Source organism: Candidatus Planktophila lacus (assembly GCF_002288385.1).
Taxonomy (GTDB): domain Bacteria; phylum Actinomycetota; class Actinomycetes; order Nanopelagicales; family Nanopelagicaceae; genus Planktophila; species Planktophila lacus_D.
This window is the reverse complement of record NZ_CP016783.1, coordinates 425210-443195: the sequence shown is the minus strand read 5'-3', so window position 1 is coordinate 443195 and position 17986 is coordinate 425210. Positions and strand designations below refer to the sequence as shown.

General features: G+C 48.3%; 18 protein-coding genes and 2 tRNA genes. 7 read left to right on the top strand and 13 right to left on the bottom strand.

The features are described 5' to 3' along the window. Window positions 1-131 precede the first annotated feature (131 nt). From A1sIIB60_RS02220 to A1sIIB60_RS02190, 7 genes are all read left to right on the top strand, one after another. Window positions 132-1166, top strand: coding sequence for a BMP family ABC transporter substrate-binding protein (locus A1sIIB60_RS02220; RefSeq protein ID WP_095677225.1), 1035 nt, complete (start codon window positions 132-134; stop codon window positions 1164-1166). Between the two features lie 127 nt (window positions 1167-1293). Then, window positions 1294-2382, top strand: coding sequence for an ABC transporter permease (locus tag A1sIIB60_RS02215; RefSeq protein ID WP_095677224.1), 1089 nt, complete (start codon window positions 1294-1296; stop codon window positions 2380-2382). A gap of 2 nt (window positions 2383-2384) precedes the next feature. Continuing rightward, entirely contained in the window at window positions 2385-3365 is a 981-nt protein-coding gene (locus tag A1sIIB60_RS02210; RefSeq protein ID WP_095677223.1) for an ABC transporter permease, read from the top strand. Window positions 3366-3367: 2 nt separating this feature from the next. Next, window positions 3368-4876, top strand: coding sequence for an ABC transporter ATP-binding protein (locus tag A1sIIB60_RS02205; protein WP_095688958.1), 1509 nt, complete (start codon window positions 3368-3370; stop codon window positions 4874-4876). Between the two features lie 4 nt (window positions 4877-4880). Beyond that, on the top strand, window positions 4881-5621 hold the full coding sequence (locus A1sIIB60_RS02200) for an S-methyl-5'-thioinosine phosphorylase (protein WP_095688957.1): 741 nt from the start codon (window positions 4881-4883) through the stop codon (window positions 5619-5621). Between the two features lie 13 nt (window positions 5622-5634). Continuing rightward, window positions 5635-6933 (top strand): amidohydrolase family protein, encoded by a 1299-nt coding sequence (locus tag A1sIIB60_RS02195; protein WP_095688956.1) that lies wholly within the window; start codon window positions 5635-5637, stop codon window positions 6931-6933. After that, entirely contained in the window at window positions 6930-7634 is a 705-nt protein-coding gene (locus tag A1sIIB60_RS02190; RefSeq protein WP_095688955.1) for an SDR family NAD(P)-dependent oxidoreductase, read from the top strand. The genes A1sIIB60_RS02195 and A1sIIB60_RS02190 overlap by 4 nt, the downstream gene beginning before the upstream one ends. A gap of 58 nt (window positions 7635-7692) precedes the next feature. On the opposite strand, the gene A1sIIB60_RS02185 is transcribed toward A1sIIB60_RS02190, so the two are convergent. From A1sIIB60_RS02185 to A1sIIB60_RS02125, 13 genes are all read right to left on the bottom strand, one after another. After that, window positions 7693-9297, bottom strand: coding sequence for an alkaline phosphatase PhoX (locus A1sIIB60_RS02185; RefSeq protein WP_095688954.1), 1605 nt, complete (start codon window positions 9295-9297; stop codon window positions 7693-7695). Window positions 9298-9501: 204 nt separating this feature from the next. Then, window positions 9502-9574, bottom strand: a tRNA-Glu gene (locus A1sIIB60_RS02180). A 48-nt stretch (window positions 9575-9622) separates the two neighbouring features. Continuing rightward, window positions 9623-9694: transfer RNA gene (locus tag A1sIIB60_RS02175), tRNA-Gln, on the bottom strand. A gap of 29 nt (window positions 9695-9723) precedes the next feature. Next, complete coding sequence (gltX, locus tag A1sIIB60_RS02170) at window positions 9724-11196, bottom strand: glutamate--tRNA ligase (protein ID WP_095688953.1); 1473 nt, start codon at window positions 11194-11196, stop codon at window positions 9724-9726. Then, window positions 11193-11981, bottom strand: coding sequence for a fumarylacetoacetate hydrolase family protein (locus A1sIIB60_RS02165; protein WP_095688952.1), 789 nt, complete (start codon window positions 11979-11981; stop codon window positions 11193-11195). The genes gltX and A1sIIB60_RS02165 overlap by 4 nt, the downstream gene beginning before the upstream one ends. A gap of 9 nt (window positions 11982-11990) precedes the next feature. After that, window positions 11991-12329 carry a cytidine deaminase gene (locus A1sIIB60_RS02160; protein WP_095688951.1) on the bottom strand — a complete coding sequence of 113 codons (339 nt, stop codon included), beginning with the start codon at window positions 12327-12329 and terminating at the stop codon, window positions 11991-11993. Continuing rightward, entirely contained in the window at window positions 12322-13602 is a 1281-nt protein-coding gene (locus A1sIIB60_RS02155) for a hemolysin family protein (protein WP_095688950.1), read from the bottom strand. The genes A1sIIB60_RS02160 and A1sIIB60_RS02155 overlap by 8 nt, the downstream gene beginning before the upstream one ends. Continuing rightward, window positions 13599-14036: an rRNA maturation RNase YbeY gene (gene ybeY, locus A1sIIB60_RS02150; protein ID WP_095689613.1), complete on the bottom strand. Its 438-nt coding sequence runs from the start codon at window positions 14034-14036 to the stop codon at window positions 13599-13601. Before ybeY ends, A1sIIB60_RS02155 begins: the two co-directional genes overlap by 4 nt. A 13-nt stretch (window positions 14037-14049) precedes the next feature. Next, window positions 14050-15033: a PhoH family protein gene (locus tag A1sIIB60_RS02145; protein WP_095677212.1), complete on the bottom strand. Its 984-nt coding sequence runs from the start codon at window positions 15031-15033 to the stop codon at window positions 14050-14052. Between the two features lie 18 nt (window positions 15034-15051). Next, the gene (locus tag A1sIIB60_RS02140; RefSeq protein ID WP_095677211.1) at window positions 15052-15399 is read right to left on the bottom strand and encodes a histidine triad nucleotide-binding protein; all 348 of its coding nucleotides are present in this window, start codon (window positions 15397-15399) and stop codon (window positions 15052-15054) included. 16 nt (window positions 15400-15415) lie between these two features. Further along, complete coding sequence (locus A1sIIB60_RS02135) at window positions 15416-16135, bottom strand: RsmE family RNA methyltransferase (RefSeq protein ID WP_095677210.1); 720 nt, start codon at window positions 16133-16135, stop codon at window positions 15416-15418. Continuing rightward, window positions 16135-17235: a molecular chaperone DnaJ gene (gene dnaJ / locus A1sIIB60_RS02130; protein ID WP_095677209.1), complete on the bottom strand. Its 1101-nt coding sequence runs from the start codon at window positions 17233-17235 to the stop codon at window positions 16135-16137. The genes A1sIIB60_RS02135 and dnaJ overlap by 1 nt, the downstream gene beginning before the upstream one ends. After that, window positions 17236-17976 (bottom strand): HrcA family transcriptional regulator, encoded by a 741-nt coding sequence (locus A1sIIB60_RS02125; RefSeq protein ID WP_095677208.1) that lies wholly within the window; start codon window positions 17974-17976, stop codon window positions 17236-17238. It abuts the gene before it with no gap. Window positions 17977-17986: the final 10 nt, after the last annotated feature.

Sequence of the window (17986 nt, the reverse complement as noted above, 5' to 3'; positions counted from 1 at the left end):
AAACGTAATAAAGATTAACGTGCAGAAAACGGCGAGTGAATAGCACATTTCTTGGGCTCGGTTACTCTTACCTCACAAACGTTTTGTAGGTCGATTGCCCTAATCGACCGCGTCTATATAAGGAGCTCCACTTGATTAAGAGAATTTCAGCCATTACAGCTGCACTCGCTCTTGCAACAGTTGGCTTCATTGTTCCAGCAAATGCTGCAACAACAGAAGCAGATTGCGGTAAGGCTGGCGAATTTTGCGTTGGTCTCGTAACTGACCTTGGAAAGATTGACGACAAGTCATTCAACCAAGCAGCATGGGAAGGCGCTGTAGCAGGCGCTAAGAAAGCCGGCGGTTTCGCTAAGTACATCGAAACTACAGATTCAAAAGATTATGCAAAGAACATCAAACTTTTCGCTGACAAGGGTTACAACGCAATCGTAACTGTCGGCTTCTTGATGGGTGATGCTTCAGCAGCTGCTGCAAAGCTTTATCCAAAGATCAAGTTCATCGGTGTTGATCAGTTCAACGCATCAACAGAAACTAACTACACAGGTTTGATCTTCGACGAAGATAAGGCTGGCTTCTTGGCCGGTTACCTCGCTGGATACCTAACAAAGACCAATAAGGTCGGCGCAGTATTCGGTATGAAGGAAGTACTTCCTGTTCGCAAGTTCGGTGAAGGATACGAAGGCGGAATTGCATACGCAGCAAAGCAGCGCAGCAAGAAGATCAAGTCAACTGTTGTTTACCACGCAGCTGGCGATAACGCTTTCTCAGATCCAGCATGGGGCGCAACAACTGCTAACCAGCTACTTACACAGGGATACGACGTTATCTTCGGTGCAGGTGGATCAACTGGTAACGGTGCTATCGGCAAGGTAGCCCAAAAGGCTGGCGCGCTCTGCATCGGTGTTGACATCGATCAGTACTACACAGTTCCTGAAGCAAAGTCATGTCTCGTAACTTCTGCAGAGAAGAAGCTAGTACTTGGAGTTGCAACACTTGTTGGTCAGGCTAAGGCCGGAACAATCAAGGGCGGAAACTACACAGGTCAAGTTGGTCTCGCACCACACCACGACTTGGATTCAAAAGTTCCTGCAGCAGTCAAGGTACGTTTGAAGAAGACAACAACTGGCGTTCTTGCTGGTTCAATCCCAACTGGCTTCAAGGGTTAATTAATAATCTGAGAGTTAGTTGAAAGAGCGGGTGTGCATTTGCACACCCGCTCTTTCATTTCTCCAGCCATCTTTAGAAGTTCCCTTCCTCTTTCTTTATTACAAAAAACCAATAAGATAGCCAATTATGAGCGAGACGAAATCCATAAAAACCGATCTGGAAAAGACAGATAAAAAGTTTGATGTTGGCTCTTGGTTGATTCCGATAATTGCAGTTTTTATTGCGCTCTTTATTGGCGGAATATTAATAAAGTTGCAAGGACTCGATCCAGTTGTTGCTTACAAGTCACTCTTTAAAACCGCCTTTGGCTCCATTGAAGGAATTGGAGCAACTCTCGGCAAATCAACTCCTCTTGTCTTAAGCGGACTCGCAGTTGCAGTTGGTTTACGCGCTGGCTTATTTAATATCGGCGCTCAAGGACAACTTCTCTCTGGTTCACTTGCTGCGGCTTGGGCCGGCGTTACCTTTGATGGTCTTCCTGGCTACATTCACATTCCAGTTGCGTTGATAATCGGCGCATTCTTCGGATCAATTGTTGCTGCAATTTCAGGGCTGTTAAAGGCCTACCGCGGTGTCCATGAAGTTATCACAACGATCATGCTTAACAGTATTGTGATGGCAATTGCCGATTATTTGGCATCAGGAAAATTGCGCGAACCAGGTCAATTCTTAACGCGAACTTCAGAGATCGCCGAAAGTGCAAGGCTTCCGATCATTGGAAACTTGCCTTCAGGATTCTTTATCGCAGTAATCCTTGGCGTCTTTATCTGGTGGGTTCTAGGTCGCACAACCAGCGGTTTCCGAATCGAAACCGTTGGTCGCAACCGCCATGCCGCTTGGTATTCAGGTATCTCGGTAAAGCGCACAGTTGTATCAGCGATGGTCGTATCTGGTGCAATAGCTGGATTAGGTGGAGCGATCGAAACTTTGGGTATCACCTACCGCTACGCACCAGCATTTAACTTAGGTTTGGGATTTGATGGAATCACAATTGCACTGCTGGGCCGCGTTCATCCGATTGGAATTATTCCGGGCGCAATCTTGATTGGTGGCATGCGGGCAGGTGCTGCCAATATGCAATTTGATGCCGGTGTTGCCCCAGAAATTGTTGATCTCTTGATGGCGCTGATTCTGCTCTTTGTCACAGCGCCTTTAATTACCCGTTTCTTTAAAAACAGCTCAAATAAATCTATGACTAGCGGATGGGGTAACTAATTATGAAACACCTCACCAAGCGCAATATTTATATCTTGCTCGCAGTTGCAGCAACAGCTTTCTTCTACTCTCGTGACGCAGATATAACAACTTCCGTTTACGCAACAGGTACTGCTTTCGCACTCCCCCTTGCACTCGCAGCGATGGTCGGAATCATGTGCGAACGTACCGGTATCGTAAATATTGGTATTGAGGGAACGATGCTTATCTCAGCATTCGTCGCCTTCTTTGTTTCTTATCTGACTCAAAACATCGTCATCGGACTCATCGCCGCTCTCATGGTTGGTGCGCTGATGGGCTTTATCTTGGCGTTGATGGCAGTTTCTTGGCGCATGGATCAGATTATCGCCGGAACTATTATCAATATTTTGGCGACTGGACTGACTTCATTTCTCTACGTTCAGGGAAAGACAATTCCTTCGGTCTTCCAATCATTTGAAATTCCACTTCTCTCCAAGATTCCATTCTTTGGACAAGTTCTCTTTATCCACGGCGCACTTACCTTCATAGGTCTTGCGGTAATTCTGATTCTCTATGTCGGGATTTATCACACGCCTTGGGGCTTGCGCTCTCGTGCAGTTGGCGAACACCCATCTAGCGCTGACACTGCAGGTGTTTCAGTAGCTCGCCTGCGCTATATAAATGTCACGATCGCAGGTGCGATCGGTGCACTTGCTGGCGCATACCTGGCACTCGAACTAGTTGGTTCATTTGAACGCGGCTTTATCGCCGGCAAGGGCTTCACCGCACTTGCCTTGATGATCTTCGGTCGCTGGAATCCACTCGGTGCACTTGCGGCAGCGCTCTTCTTCGGGCTGACTCAGGCTTACGCCAGCCAGTTGATGATCGATCAGGTTGTAAATATTCCTTCACAATTTACCGCGGCACTTCCATATGTTTTAACGATCGTTGTCTTAACAATTTCTGCCGGCAAGGTGCGACCACCTGCCGCAGAAGGTCAACCATATGAGAAGGGACAGTAACCATGAGCGCTCTTCTTGAAGTAACTGGCGTAACCAAGCGCTATCCCGGAGTTGTTGCAAATGACAATGTTTCGCTAACTGTTAACGCTGGCGAAGTTGTTGCACTGCTTGGCGAAAATGGTGCTGGTAAATCAACGTTGCTAAAAGCAGTATTCGGTTTGATTAAGCCAGATTCTGGCGAGATCAAGATCGGTGGCACTCCAATCGTCTTCGGCGATACCGCAGGAGTTATCTCACGTGGCGTCGGTATGGTTCACCAGCACTTCCAGTTGGTACCGGTTATGACTGTTGCTGAAAACTTGATCTTGGGAGATGAACCAAAGCGCGGATTATTTATCAATCAGAAGGCAGCACGCGCAGAAATTATCGCGCTATCAAAGCGTTATGGCCTTGAAGTAGATCCTGATGCGGTAATCGAAGATCTGCCAGTTGGTATGCAGCAGCGCGTGGAAATTCTTAAGGCGCTGCGTAAAGATGTAAAGCTTTTGATTCTCGACGAGCCAACTGCAGTTCTAACTCCACAAGAGATCGATGAACTATTAGGTGTTATTCGTAACCTCGCTAAATCAGGTGTTGGCGTGGTCTTGATTACCCACAAACTCCACGAAGTTATGGCTGTAGCCGATCGCGTAGTCGTCTTACGCGGTGGAAAGCTAGTCGGAACAACAACTCCTAAAGAGACCGACGAAGCAGGCTTGGCGCAGATGATGGTGGGGCGCTCTGTTGTTCTGCAGGTCAATCGCACTGAGGCTAAGCGCGGCGCAGTAGTTCTAGAAGTTAAAGGGCTACAAGTTCGCGATGATCGCAAGATCTTGTCAGTTAAGGGAGTAGATCTCGTACTTCATAAAGGCGAGATTCTTGGTGTTGCAGGCGTGGAAGGAAATGGTCAGCGCGAATTAGTCGAAGCAATTTGCGGTATGCGCCATCGCGAGGCAGGCGAAGTTCTAATCAGCGGCGTTGCTTCTAGAGATATGGCCCCACATTCAGTACACGAAGCCGGTATTTCACATGTACCTGAAGATCGTGAAAAGCATGGTCTAGTCGCTAATTACTCGATCGCCGATAACTTGGTGTTAAACCAATTCGATCAAGCGCCTTTTGCTAAAGGTTGGATTCGAAACCTTGGCGAAGTTGCTAAGAATGCCGAACAACTTGTTGAGAAGTTCGATATCCGCACACCTTCAGCCTTTAATCAAGCGAGTTCACTCTCTGGTGGAAATAAGCAGAAAGTTGTTGTTGCTCGCGAACTAAGCCAAGAACTTCCAGTGTTGGTTGCCGCTCAACCAACGCGTGGTGTGGATGTTGGTTCGATTGAATTTATCCATAACCAGTTAATTTCAGCGCGCGATAACGGCGCTGGCGTACTTTTGGTATCTGCCGAACTCGATGAAATTCTCTCCCTCTCAGACCGCATCGCGGTTATGTCGGGTGGAAAGATCGTTGCGATCGTTGACTCCAAAGATGCGGATCGCAACTACATCGGCCGTCTAATGGCCGGTCTTAAGGAGTAATAAATTGAAGATCGCAATAATCGCTGGCACAGGTTTCTACAATCTGCCGGCGCTCGAAGGCCAATCCCCTACAACTGTCGATACCACTTACGGCCAGGCAGTTATCACAACTGGAAAATGGCATGGCGCAGAAGTTGCTTTCTTAACTCGCCATGGCGTTAACCACACCGTGCCACCTAGCCAAGTTAACTACCGCGCAAATATCCAAGCGCTAAAGAACTGGGGTGCAGAGCTCGTTATCGGTGTAAATGTAGTTGGCGGCGTCGATAAGAAGTTAAAGCCAGGTGCCTTGCAGTTAGTTGATGATTTCATCGACTTCACTCATGGTCGCGCAGATACCTTCTTTGATGGCGTTCAAGAAGGTGGCGTTCAGCATATTGATATGACCTATATCTATGACAAGAAGATTCAAAAAGCTCTTGCGAAATCTGCAAAGAAGTCTGATATTAAATTGCACGAAGGTGGAATCTACGCCGTCTATAACGGTCCTCGTTTTGAATCACCAGCTGAAATCCGCATGTGCGCCATGTTGGGTGTAACCGTGGTTGGAATGACTGGTGTACCTGAAGCTACGTTGGCACGTGAAGCAGGGCTTCGTTACGCCGCAATCGCAGCTGTTGCCAACCCGGCAGCAGGCCTTTCTAAGGAAGAGATTAGCCATGAAGGCGTCGGTGAAGTCATCAAGGGTTGTGCAGGAAATGTAATCACGATCATTGATGGTGCGATAAAAATCCTGGCTTCGTAGTTGAAAATATAATATGGATCTATTAATCACCAATGCGCGGTACGCAGTAACCTCTAACGGTAGCGATGAGATCTTAGAAAATATCTCGATCGGTATCAAAGACGGCAAGATTGCATATATCGGTACAGATAAACCTGCTGCAACTAAAAGTTATGATGCGTCGGGCAAGTTGATCGCACCAGGTTTAATCAATAGCCATACCCATTTAGGAATGTCGCTATTGCGCGGTTGGGCAGAGGGCGTAAACCTGCAAGGTTTTCTAGAACGCGTCTGGGCCGCTGAAGGTGAGATCATGGATGAGGCAACCTGCGAACTCGGTACCGAACTCGGCGCGCTAGAAGCTTTGCTATCTGGCACAACAACCACGATGGATATGTATTTAAATCCTGCCGCAACACATCGTGGCGCAGTGCGCGTTGGCCTTCGCCATATCGCAGGGCCAATCTTCTTTGATTTCCCAGGCCTAGATGGTCTGCAATGGGAGCAACGCATCGAACGAGCACACCAGTGGAAGGCCGTACTTGCTGAAATCGGCGGCCCATATATTCCAACATATTTAATGCCGCATTCAACTTATACAGATTCACCAGAAAACTTGACGCAGGTGGCTGCAATCGCTAAAGAACTTGGCGCACGTATTCACTTACATGTCTCGGAAACACAAGCAGAAAACGATGATGTGGCAACGCGTTATGGCAAGACTCCTACCGAAGTTTGTCGCGATACCGGCATCTTGGATGTCCCAACTATCTTCGGACACGGCGTGCATTTATCAGATTCCGATATGGCGATTGCGGCAAGTAAAGGCGCATCAGTTGGCCATTGCCCGGGCAGTAATTTAAAACTTGGCTCAGGCCTTGCGCGCTTTAATGACCTACGTAAAGCTGGCATCAAAGTTGGCCTGGGCACAGATTCATGTTCTTCATCTAATGATCTAGATATGTTCTCAGTAATGCGTATGGCAGCCCACGTTGTTGCCCTTCGCCAATCCCCTGCCGATGTTGACCTGATATCAATTGTGCGTGCGGCAACTATCGAAGCAGCGCATGCGGTTGGTCTAGCCGACCGAGTAGGAAGTATCGAGATCGGTAAAGAGGCAGATCTCATTGCCATTGATCTTCACGCCGCACATTTAACGCCAGTGCATGATGTCAACGCGCTCTTAGTCTTTGCAGCAGGCCGTGGCGATGTTACAGATGTCTGGGTTGCAGGTGATCAAGTAGTTGCTAACCGAACCAGCACCAAGATCGATCTAACAGATTTGATTAAGCGGGTAAATCATCGAGTAAAAGCGCTGGACCCACTTCGATGAACTTTGCTGGCAACAGCATCCTAATCACCGGTGCCTCGGGCTTTATCGGGCGCTCCTACGTTGATCGCTTTCTAGAACTTGGCTTCACCGTCTGCGCCCAAGTAAATACTGGCGAGATCCACGCCCGTCCAAATTTACATGTCATTGCCGAAGATCTATCGGTTACTAAATCAGGAAATTCGCTAGTGCAAGAGGCACTCGCTCGTGCAGGAAAGTTAGATTATGTAATCAATAATGCGGCTAACCAAGCGATCCTCGATCCTGCTGCGGCATCGCGCTCTGAAATAGAACTTATGATGCGAATCAACGTTGATGCGCCAAAAGAGATTATCGATGAAGCAGCGAAATCAGGAGTGCAGGTTGTCTTAAATATCTCATCAGTTGAAGGGCTTAACCCACGTGCGGGCCATGAAATTTATGGCGCAAGTAAGGCGGCGTTAGATGTCTTAACTCGTTCAGCATCTCGTGCACATGCACCGATGCGCGTACTTGGTCTGCGTTTAGGTTTAATCGGTCGTGACGGAATTGATCAAGCATGGCCAGAAGGCGTTGCTGCTTGGAAGGCTGCAACACCGCTAGGACGTTATGCATCAGCTAGTGAAGTTGTCGGAGTTACGGAATTTTTATTATCTGATGCAAATGCCTGGGCTACCGGAAGTACTTACGACTTCGATGGTGGCCTAGGCACAAGCTCTTGGTAAGCAAAAGAAAAGAGGCCAGGATCGTCTGGCCTCTTTCCTTATCCCTCGCAAGAAAGTATTACTTGTAGACGTCAGTCCAGTTCGTAATCTTCAAGATGTACCACTGTCCACCTTCAATAGCCTTGGCCAGGGTTGCATCATCTGCAGCCATATCTGGACGAGCCTTTGCAGGTGTTGCGTGGATCTGAGCTACATACATGTAGTAACTAGCCTTATCGTTCTTTGAAGTACGCAATTCATTGCTGACCTCGATAATTCCCGATGATTCTTCATCTTGAGTGATGTAGTTAGGGCGAGTTGAATCGAAGTACTTTGAGTCGAATTGAGCAATTGTTGCTAGCTTGCCATCACTAATGCGGTAAGAAACGATACGTGCAACGTGTGCATTGTTGCCTGGATCTTCTTGGATTAGGACGTTTCCAAGTGAATCTACTGCAATGTTATCTGGCTTTGACATGTAGATATCTTCTGAACCATCAAGCAACATCTCTAGAGTTGCGCCGCTTAGTGGCTTTGAAACATCCTTGAAACGTATGCGCCATAGGGCTCCACCATCACGTGAAACTGTTGGAGTTGCTGGGTTAGCAGCAGTTGCCTTTGGATCCTTATTTGATTCAGTTGTTACGAAGTAGTAATCATTTGGCTTATTTGGATCAAAGTGACCATCTTCAACGCGTGAGAGTTCAATACCCTTAGCGTTGGCTTCGATATTCTGATCCTTACCATTTGCCTTCGTGTTCACTTCAGCGAATGTGATTGGGAAAGGTTTGTTCTTTCCGTACTTTGTGCGGATTTCATTGTCGTTTGCTACAACTGCATCTGCAGCCGCTGCTAGAACGTATGACTTTCCATTTGTAAAGCCCGCTTTTTCATACCAGGCACCAGTCTTGGTCTTTGTTCCGACGTACATCCATTGCTGGCTATCTGTCGCAGCGCCATCTTCGTTGGTCATAAGCACAGTTGTCTTACCCTTAGTTGGCGCAGGGATGACGTTTTCCCAAGCAGCCAACCCAAGAGCTGGAAGCTGAACTAGTTGACCAGTTGTTAAGTTTGTTGCGAATGCGCGAGATTCATCTCCGCCTTCTTCTCCGGCAAGAAACACTGCATCGTTAACGCCGAAGCCAGATGTCTTGTCAAAGAATGATCCTGCTGGAGCTAGGGAGCCTGAGCAGAAACGATTAAGTAGATAAGAGTGATTTAGGGTTCCGAATGAATCCTTAACCGCAGCACTTGCAGGAGCGCCTGGGTTCTGCCCGTACTTGCCGGTTGCGTAGTCATACCAAACGACATCTTTAAATAGATCAACAGCCTTGGTCACCTTATTTGATGCGATGTCGTAGGTCATATCGCTCAAGAATGAACCTGAAACGAGGCCACCAGCAGTTGTGCGACCTGCAGCAACAGCGTTAGTTGCGCTCCACTCGTGGTTTGTAATGATGCGAAGTGAGTTTCCGTTCTTGATTGCACCTAATCCGTCAGGAATTCCTGGAACTAGGTAGGTGCCGATCATGTCGCCGGCTGAGGTGATTGGAGTGAGTGTTGCTGATGTAGCAACAGCCTCCATGTAAACAGGTGCAGCCGCATTGGCGGGCGCCGCTGAAATTGCTAGAAACGCAGTAGCTGAAATAACAGCAATCCCACGCTTAGCTTTTGAAATATTCACTTTAATTCTCCTCGTTAGAATTTAGTTAGTTGTGGGTTACAACGTGGAGATCTAATCTTTTGATTATGAATAACAGGGTCTTTTGAAATAAAGAACCTGTGAACGAGCTGTGTAGAGTGAGAAAATTAGAGAAGAATAAGAAACTTCGTAAATGAACAAAGCGCTTACAAAAAGTTAAATTCTGTAAGCGCTATGCACGATTTGTAGCCCCGAAGGGATTCGAACCCTCGTAGCTGACTTGAGAAGCCAGAGTCCTAGGCCGCTAGACGACGGGGCCCTAGTACATTTTTACTGCTCTTTATTGCGGTGGTGCTTGGGTACTGCGCTGGGGTACCAGGACTCGAACCTAGACTTACTGAACCAGAATCAGCAGGGCTGCCAATTACCCCATACCCCATTACAACAGGGGTAAGAATACCCCAAAAATTAAAGCGCTATCGCCGCTGAAATTCGAGCCAGCGACGCATCTTTTCCGAGCAACTCCATCGACTCAAAGAGCGGTGGTGAAATGGTGCTGCCGGTTGTTGCGATACGAACTGCACCGAATGCAATGCGTGGCTTAAGCCCCATCTCTTCAATAAGTGATGTGCGAAGTGCGGCTTCGATGCTCTCGTGGTTCCAAGTTGTAAGCGGTGTTAGCTCAGCAAGTGAACGCTTTAACACGTCCTTTGATGCGCTATCGGTAACCTTTGAAAGCGATGCTTCCTCAACTTTGAAATCCTTAACAAATAAGAAGCGCAACATCGCAGGAACTTCATCCAACTTAACGATGCGCTCTTGAATAAGCGGCAGCGCCTGCTTAACAAGTGCGATCTCAGAATCGCTTCCGGTGATCACATTTGCCTTAGTTAAGAATGGCAGCGACCACTTAAGGAATTCATCAAGGGTTAGCGCACGAATTTTGTCGCCGTTGATCGCTTCCAACTTCTTCATGTCAAAACGTGCAGGTGATGAATGCACCTTATCTACGGTAAAGAGTTCGCAGAGTTCAGCCATCGTGACATTCTCGCGATCATCTCCAGGTGACCAACCAAGCAGCGCTAGGTAATTACAGATCGCCTCTGGCAAATAACCTTGTTCGCGATACCAAGCGATCGAAACCTCACCGTTGCGCTTAGACAACTTGGCATTGTCCTGTCCCATAACGAATGGCAAGTGGGCAAAGACTGGGTAATCTTCAATAGCAACGCCCATCGCCTGATAAACGCGGATCTGTCGTGGCGTTGAGGAGAGGAGATCTTCTCCGCGCAGTACGTGGGTGACCTTCATCAAAACATCATCGACGGCAACAGCCAGCGTGTAGAGCGGTGAACCATCGGCGCGAACTAGAACGAAGTCAGGTACGAATTTATGATCGAAGGTAACGTCGCCGCGGATCTCGTCGGTAAATGTCGTTGAGCCATCAGGCATGCGCATACGGACAACTGCTTCGCGACCCTGCGCCTTATACGCTGCGATTTGATCAGCAGTTAGCTCGCGACAGTGGCCGTTGTAACCAGGTGCCACATTTGCAGCGCGTTGTGCCTCACGCACAGCCTCTAACTCATCTGGTGAGCAGTAGCAGTGGTAAGCATCTTTCTGATCAAGAAACTTCTGCGCCCAGTGTGCGTAGATATCTAAACGCTGCGATTGTAAGTAAGGGCCATTTTCGCCACCGACTTCTGGACCCTCATCCCAATTCAAGCCGAGCCATTTCAGAGTATCGATCGCTGCTTGGATATATTCATCGGTAACGCGAGTTGTATCGGTATCTTCAATACGGAATAAGAATGTGCCACCTGTGTGGCGTGCGTAAGCCCAATCAAAAAGGGCGGTACGGATATTTCCGACGTGTAGGTCGCCAGTTGGTGAAGGTGCGAAACGTACTTTTACCTTTTTAACAGTTGTATTAGTACTCACGGTTTTGCACTCACCTTATTTGCTAGTTGGCCAAGTCCATCGATTCCGACAACGACGTTGCCACGTTCGATGAGCGGTCCAATTCCTGCTGGGGTTCCAGTGATGATTACATCGCCCGGCAAAAGGGTCATGACCTGTGAAACAAAGACCACGATATCGGCAACGCTAAAGATCATCTGATCCAAGGTTGCATCTTGGCGGATTTCATCATTTACCTTAGAGAAAATTCTTTGCGTGCCAGGAACAAAATCAGTTTCAATCCAAGGTCCGATTGGGCAGAAGGTATCAAAACCTTTAGCGCGCGCCCATTGGCCATCGCTCTTCTGAAGTTCGCGGCAGGTAACATCATTGGCCAAGGTGTAACCATAAATAACTTCATGTACGCGCTCTTTTGGCACATCTTTACAGACGCGACCGATAACAACTGCTAGCTCTGCTTCGTAATCAATTGTTGGCGCCATAGCGGGCCAAACAATGGTGTCGCCCGGGCCAATGACAGAGGTATTAGGTTTCAAGAAGATGATTGGTTCTTTCGGAACTTCTGAGCCCATCTCTTTTGCATGATCGGCGTAGTTCTTTCCGACGGCAACGATCTTGCTGCGCGGAATAACTGGAGCAAGCAGGCGAACCTTAGTTAGCTCGACCTTTGCCGCTGTCTTGGTAACGCCGTGATAGATCGGATCGCCTGAGATAACGCTGATCTGATTGTCATCTTCGAGGATGCCGAATAACGGGTCGGTACCTAAACCTGATTCAGGACCTGGTGAGAAGCGAACAATACGCATTGGGCTATCTTACGCCCTTGTCACACTTCCACTTGCATCGATATGAAAGAGCGTTGCTTGCGCTGAGTGTTCCTTGATTACCGCAACTTTGGCATCGGGCAAACCTGCATAGACAACGCCTTCAATTCCAGAAATCTGTGATGCCAAGGCGACAACAAATACCGCTTCAACTGCATCGAGAGTTAATTCAGGTGATGCCACATTTATTGCAACATAGGTACGCCCTGTTGAATCGCGCAGAGCGGCAGCTTGTTTAGCACCAGAGCGTGCCAAAGTTGATGTAGCAAGAGTTGCTAACTTTTGATCTTCTGGATTTTCAAAGAGGTTAGTTGAATCTGAATTACTCATGTTCATCAACCTCGCCATTTTTAACTCGCTCAATTATTACCGAACTTATTTTACGACGGCGACCAACTGGACGCTCAGATGTAATCGACCAACCCAGCATAGAAATTGTGCTGCCCGCGATCGGAACTCGCCCGAGCTTCTGTGCCATCAAGCCACCAATAGTGTCGACATCTTCAAAGTCTTCTTTATCGATCTCGATCTTTAACTCATCGGCTAGATCTTCAATATGTAGCGTTGCCTTCGCGCGCGCCTTATCTTCATTGATCCAAGTAAATGCTTCATCGCCATCATCGAATTCATCGGTGATCTCACCGACGATCTCTTCAATAATGTCTTCGATCGTGATGATTCCGGCGGTACCGCCGTACTCGTCAACCACAATCGCCAAGTGGATCTGATCGCGCTGCATCTCTTTCAGAAGTTCAGCCGCGATCTTGATCTCGGGAACAAAGACGGCTGGGCGCATATGTTGCTCAACTTTTTCAGTGGTCTCTGCTTCATGGTGATCGAGTGCACGCTTTGCTAAATCTTTAACGTAGGCAATGCCAATAATCTTGTCGAGGTTTTCACCGACGACAGGAACGCGTGAATAACCGCTGCGAAGGGCAAGTGAGAGCGCTTGGCGCAGAGTCTTATCGCCTTCAATCCAGACCATATCTGTGCGGTGAACCATGAGTTCGCGCACCAAGGTATCGCCGAGTTCAAATACCGAGTGGATCATCTCGTGCTCATCTGATTCCACTAAACCGCGCTCGTGCGCTTGATCTACTAGATCGCGAAGCTCTGCTTCATTGGTAAATGGACCACCACGAAAACCCTTACCTGGAGTTATCGCGTTACCGATCGCAATGAGCAAGTTTGTTACTGGACCCAAGATAAAGGCCAAGAAGTAGGCAACAGATATTCCGGCGCGCGCCCATTTATGTGGTTGCTGGCGACCCAAGGTGCGTGGACCAACGCCGACGACCACATATGAGAGAACAACCATGATGACAACAGTTGCGATCATCGCTTGTGCAGATGAATATTCGCGCAAGAGCGCAACTGCTAGAAGCGCGGCTGCAGAAAATTCGCAGATCTTGCGAACAAGCAACAGAACATTTAAATAGCGCGAAGGATGTTGTGAGTACTTCTTTAGAAGGTGTCCCCCGCGCTTGCTTTCTAGTTCTTCAATCAAGATGCGTGAAATTGAAGTCAGCGCTGATTCAGATGCGGCGAGAAAGCCGGCAAATGCAATTAGAGCAACGATGGCGCTGATATTTACCGCATTCATGCACTTGCCTGCCAATTCTTAACTAGATCTTCTTGTAGGGCGAACATAACTTTTTCATCTTCCTTATTGGCATGGTCGTAACCCAAGATATGTAGCAAGCCGTGCGCGGCCAAGATATAGATCTCGTGTTCGGCCGAGTGTCCAGCAGTTGCTGCTTGGCGCGCTGCCACAGTTGGCGCAATCACAATATCTCCGAGCGTCACCGCATCGCCTGGCGCTGCCGGCATATCCATAGGAAATGAGAGAACATCGGTAGGACCTGGTTCATCCATCCATTTAATATGTAGTTCAGTCATCTCGTTTTCATCTACAAAAACTAAGTTAACTTCGCATTCTGGGTTTAGCTTTAACTGCACCAGGCTGTGGCCAAGCAAGGTACGCACTTGATCTGCGGGCACGAGTTCGCCAGATTTATTGGTGATTTCTATAGTCATAAGTGGTTTTAAATTAGGAGTTTCGGATATTACGAGGTGCAGCTTTTGCCGCATCAAATTTCTCGTAAGCCTTGACGATATCGCCGATCAAGCGGTGGCGAACCACATCTTCTGCAGTTAACTCCATAAATGCGATGTCATCAATATCTTGCAAGATATCGGTGATGACGCGAAGCCCTGACTTTGCTCCATTTGGAAGATCGATCTGTGTCACATCGCCCGTCACGACCATCTTGGAACCAAAACCTAAACGCGTTAAGAACATCTTCATCTGCTCAGGTGTGGTGTTCTGTGCTTCATCCAAGATAATAAATGAATCATTTAAGGTACGGCCACGCATATAAGCCAGCGGTGCTACTTCGATAACCCCGGTCTGAATCAAGCGCGGAATCGAATCAACATCGATCATGTCGTGCAGCGCATCAAAGAGCGGGCGCAGATACGGATCGATCTTCTCGCTTAAAGTGCCAGGTAGAAAACCTAAACTCTCACCGGCTTCAACCGCTGGGCGCGTTAGAACTATTCGATTTACCTTCTTCGCTTGCAAAGCGGCAACCGCTTTCGCCATTGCTAGATAAGTCTTACCGGTACCGGCAGGGCCGATTCCAAAGGTAATGGTGTTATCTTCGATCGCATCAACATAGTGTTTCTGATTTGCCGTCTTTGGTCTGATGGTGCGACCGCGGTTAGAGACGATATTTAAAGATAAGACTTCGGCAGGGCTTTCCGCAGGTTCTTGGCCGAGCATTGCGATACTGCGTGCAACTGCATCAACTGTTAGAGATTGTCCAGAGCGAATAACCAAGGACATCTCAGCAAATAACTTTTCAATTGCTAAGCAATCAATATGTGGTCCGCGCAGAGTTATCTCGTTACTGCGAACTGTGATGTTAACGCTTGGGAAAGCCGCTTCGATCGCTCGTAAGTTGGCATCGTTTGCTCCGATGAGTGAGACCATCGGAATCGCTGGTGGGACGGTTATTAAAGTGCGTTCCATATATCGCTGATACTACTTTTAACCGGGTGGCCAAGCGAGCCCACGCCCGCCCAGCAGATGTAAATGAGCGTGAAAGACGGTCTGCCCAGCATCTGCGCCGGTATTAAAGACGGTGCGGTAGCCATCTAGCTCGCGCTCGGCGGCGATATGGGCGGCTGCGGTGAAAAGATCTGCGGTAATCGTTGGTGACATCTTGGCAAGACCTGCCGCATTTTCAGTATGCACCGTCGGAATCAAAAGCACATGAGTTGGTGCCTGCGGATTCAAATCGTTAAATGCAACAACGTTCTCACTGCGATAAACAATCTCGGCTGGAATCTGTCCCTCAATAATTTTGCAGAAGATGCAATTTGGATCAAGTGCCATGAGCGCGACTATACCTTTACCAAATTCTCAAAGCTGCGTTTAAGCCAGAAAGCGCCGCCATTCCGGCATGAGCCGAACGAAATATTGGGCGCCCTAGTAGTGCAACTTGCGCACCAGCTTTGCTAAAGAGCGCGACTTCCTCATCGGTTAGCCCACCTTCTGGACCAATGATGACTAGAACTTTCTTCGAACCCGGTTTAATCACTTCAGTAAATTTACGTTGTGCGCCTTCGTGCAAAACAATTACCAGATCATAATTTGGAATTTCGGCGGCAATCTTTGCGGCATCCAATACGCCCATGACAAAGGGAATTCGATTACGACGCGTTTGTTTACTGGCTTCGCGCGCAGTGGTGGCTAACTTCTGCATTAGATCGGGAGAGCCTTTACCGATCGAACGCGCCGCAGCCCAGAGCAGAATTACATCGGCGCCGCCTGCAGTATTTAACTCGATAGATTCTTTGATGCGATCGCCCTTGGTAAGCGCCTGTGCGACATGTAGTTCAACAGACAACTTATCTTCATAACCAGTCGATAAGACTTTCACCGTCATATCTTTCTTGCCAACGGTTAAAACTTTTACAACCGACCAACCACCTTGTCCGCTGGACAAAGCAAGTGAATCTCCAACTTGGGTGCGAAGAACGCGAATTGCGTGCGCTGCTTCATCTCCCCCGAATTGGTAAGTACTTCCCACTTTCGTAGGAAGATCGGCGACGAAGAAGAGGCTAAGCATTAGCGACCGAAGGCATCTCTAAATTTGCTAAAGAATCCTTGCTCAAGCCCCTTGATCTTTACATCGCCAGGCTTTTCACCACGGGCTGCTGCAAATTTACGGAGCAGTTCTTCTTGTTCGCGATTTAACTTATGTGGAGTTTGCACCTCAACGTGAACAATTAAATCTCCACGGGTTGCAGCGCGCAGGCGGGTCATACCCTTGCCGCGAACTGGGATCGTTGCCCCGCTCTGTGTTCCGGCGCGAACTTCTACTTCGATCTCGCCATCTAAACATTCAACTTTAACTTTGGTACCAAGAGAAGCTGCAGCAAATGAAACTTCGATTGCTAAATGCAGGTTGTGGCCATCGCGAATTAAGAATGGGTGTTCTGCTTCAACGATTTCAACGTAGAGATCTCCTGCAGGTCCGCCACCGGCTCCGACTTCACCACGACCGGCTAGTTGAATACGGTTGCCGGTTTCAACACCTGCGGGAATTTTGACGTTTATATTTTGACGAGCGCGTACGCGGCCATCGCCAGCGCATTCGCGACATGGATTTTGAATAACGCTGCCAAAGCCCTGACATGCAGAACATGGACGCGAAGTCATAACTTGTCCTAAGAAGGAACGCTGAACTTGTTGGGTTTCGCCGCGACCCTTACATACCTGACACATTGCAGGTGCTGAAGCATCGGCAGAACCCTGTCCGTTGCACTTGGTACAGGCGACTGCGCTTTCTACCGAGATGTCGCGTTCAGTTCCGAAGCAGGCTTCATTTAAATCAACTTCAACGCGGATTAAGGCATCTTGTCCTTGGCGCATACGTGGACGCGGTCCTCGATTTCCGCCACCACCGAAGAAGGCATCCATGATGTCGCTAAATCCACCGCCACCAAATCCACCACCGAAACCAGAACCGCCCATGTCATATGACTGACGTTTCTGCGGATCACTTAAAACTTCATAGGCGGCAGTTACTTCTTTAAATTTATCTTGTACTGCAGGATCAGGATTTACATCGGGATGCAGTTCGCGCGCAATTTTGCGATAAGCCTTTTTAATTTCGTCTGAACTTGCCCCACGATCAACGCCAAGTGTTTGGTAATGATCAGCCATTTATTGTGGGCCTTCCGTAATGTAGCGCCCAACATAACGAGCCACTGCAGAGACTGCTGCCATCGAGCCTGCGTAATCCATACGCGTTGGCCCAAGAATACCGAGCGCTCCAACTGGAGACTCCGCTGCGCCATAACCAACTGTGACAAGGGATGTTTGACGTAAATTACTTTCACTCTGTTCGCCGCCGATGCGCACCTTAACGGTGTCATTGGCATCGCCAAGTAAGCGCAGTAGAACAACTTGTTCTTCTAATGCTTCAAGGATTGGTGATAAAGATGTTCCTAAATCTTCTCCAGAACGGGCCAAGTTCGCGGTTCCAGAAATTGTCATCTTTTCGCTACCAGAGCCTTCGCCAGTTATGGGATAGGTAATTACTGCAACCTGCTTGGTTAGATCTGCCAACAACTTGGCTGATCTCTTCATCAATTGATCCAAGTTATTTGCTTCATCTAAAAAAGTTTCAATCGCACGGCGTTCGGCAGATGACATCGGCTTCACCGTTGCTAACTTATCTACGAAGACGCGATAACCGAGATCAGTTGGAATACGTCCGGCAGATGTATGCGGATGAGTGATTAGCCCTTCATCTTCCAGAACTGCCATCTCGTTGCGGATTGTTGCTGGCGAGAGCCCGAGCGATGTCTTATCGGCAATCGCCTTAGAGCCAACCGGTTCTTGGGTAGCTACGTACTCATCAACGATGGCGCGCAAAATCTCGAGTCGGCGTTGTGATTGCATAGCTTTTTCT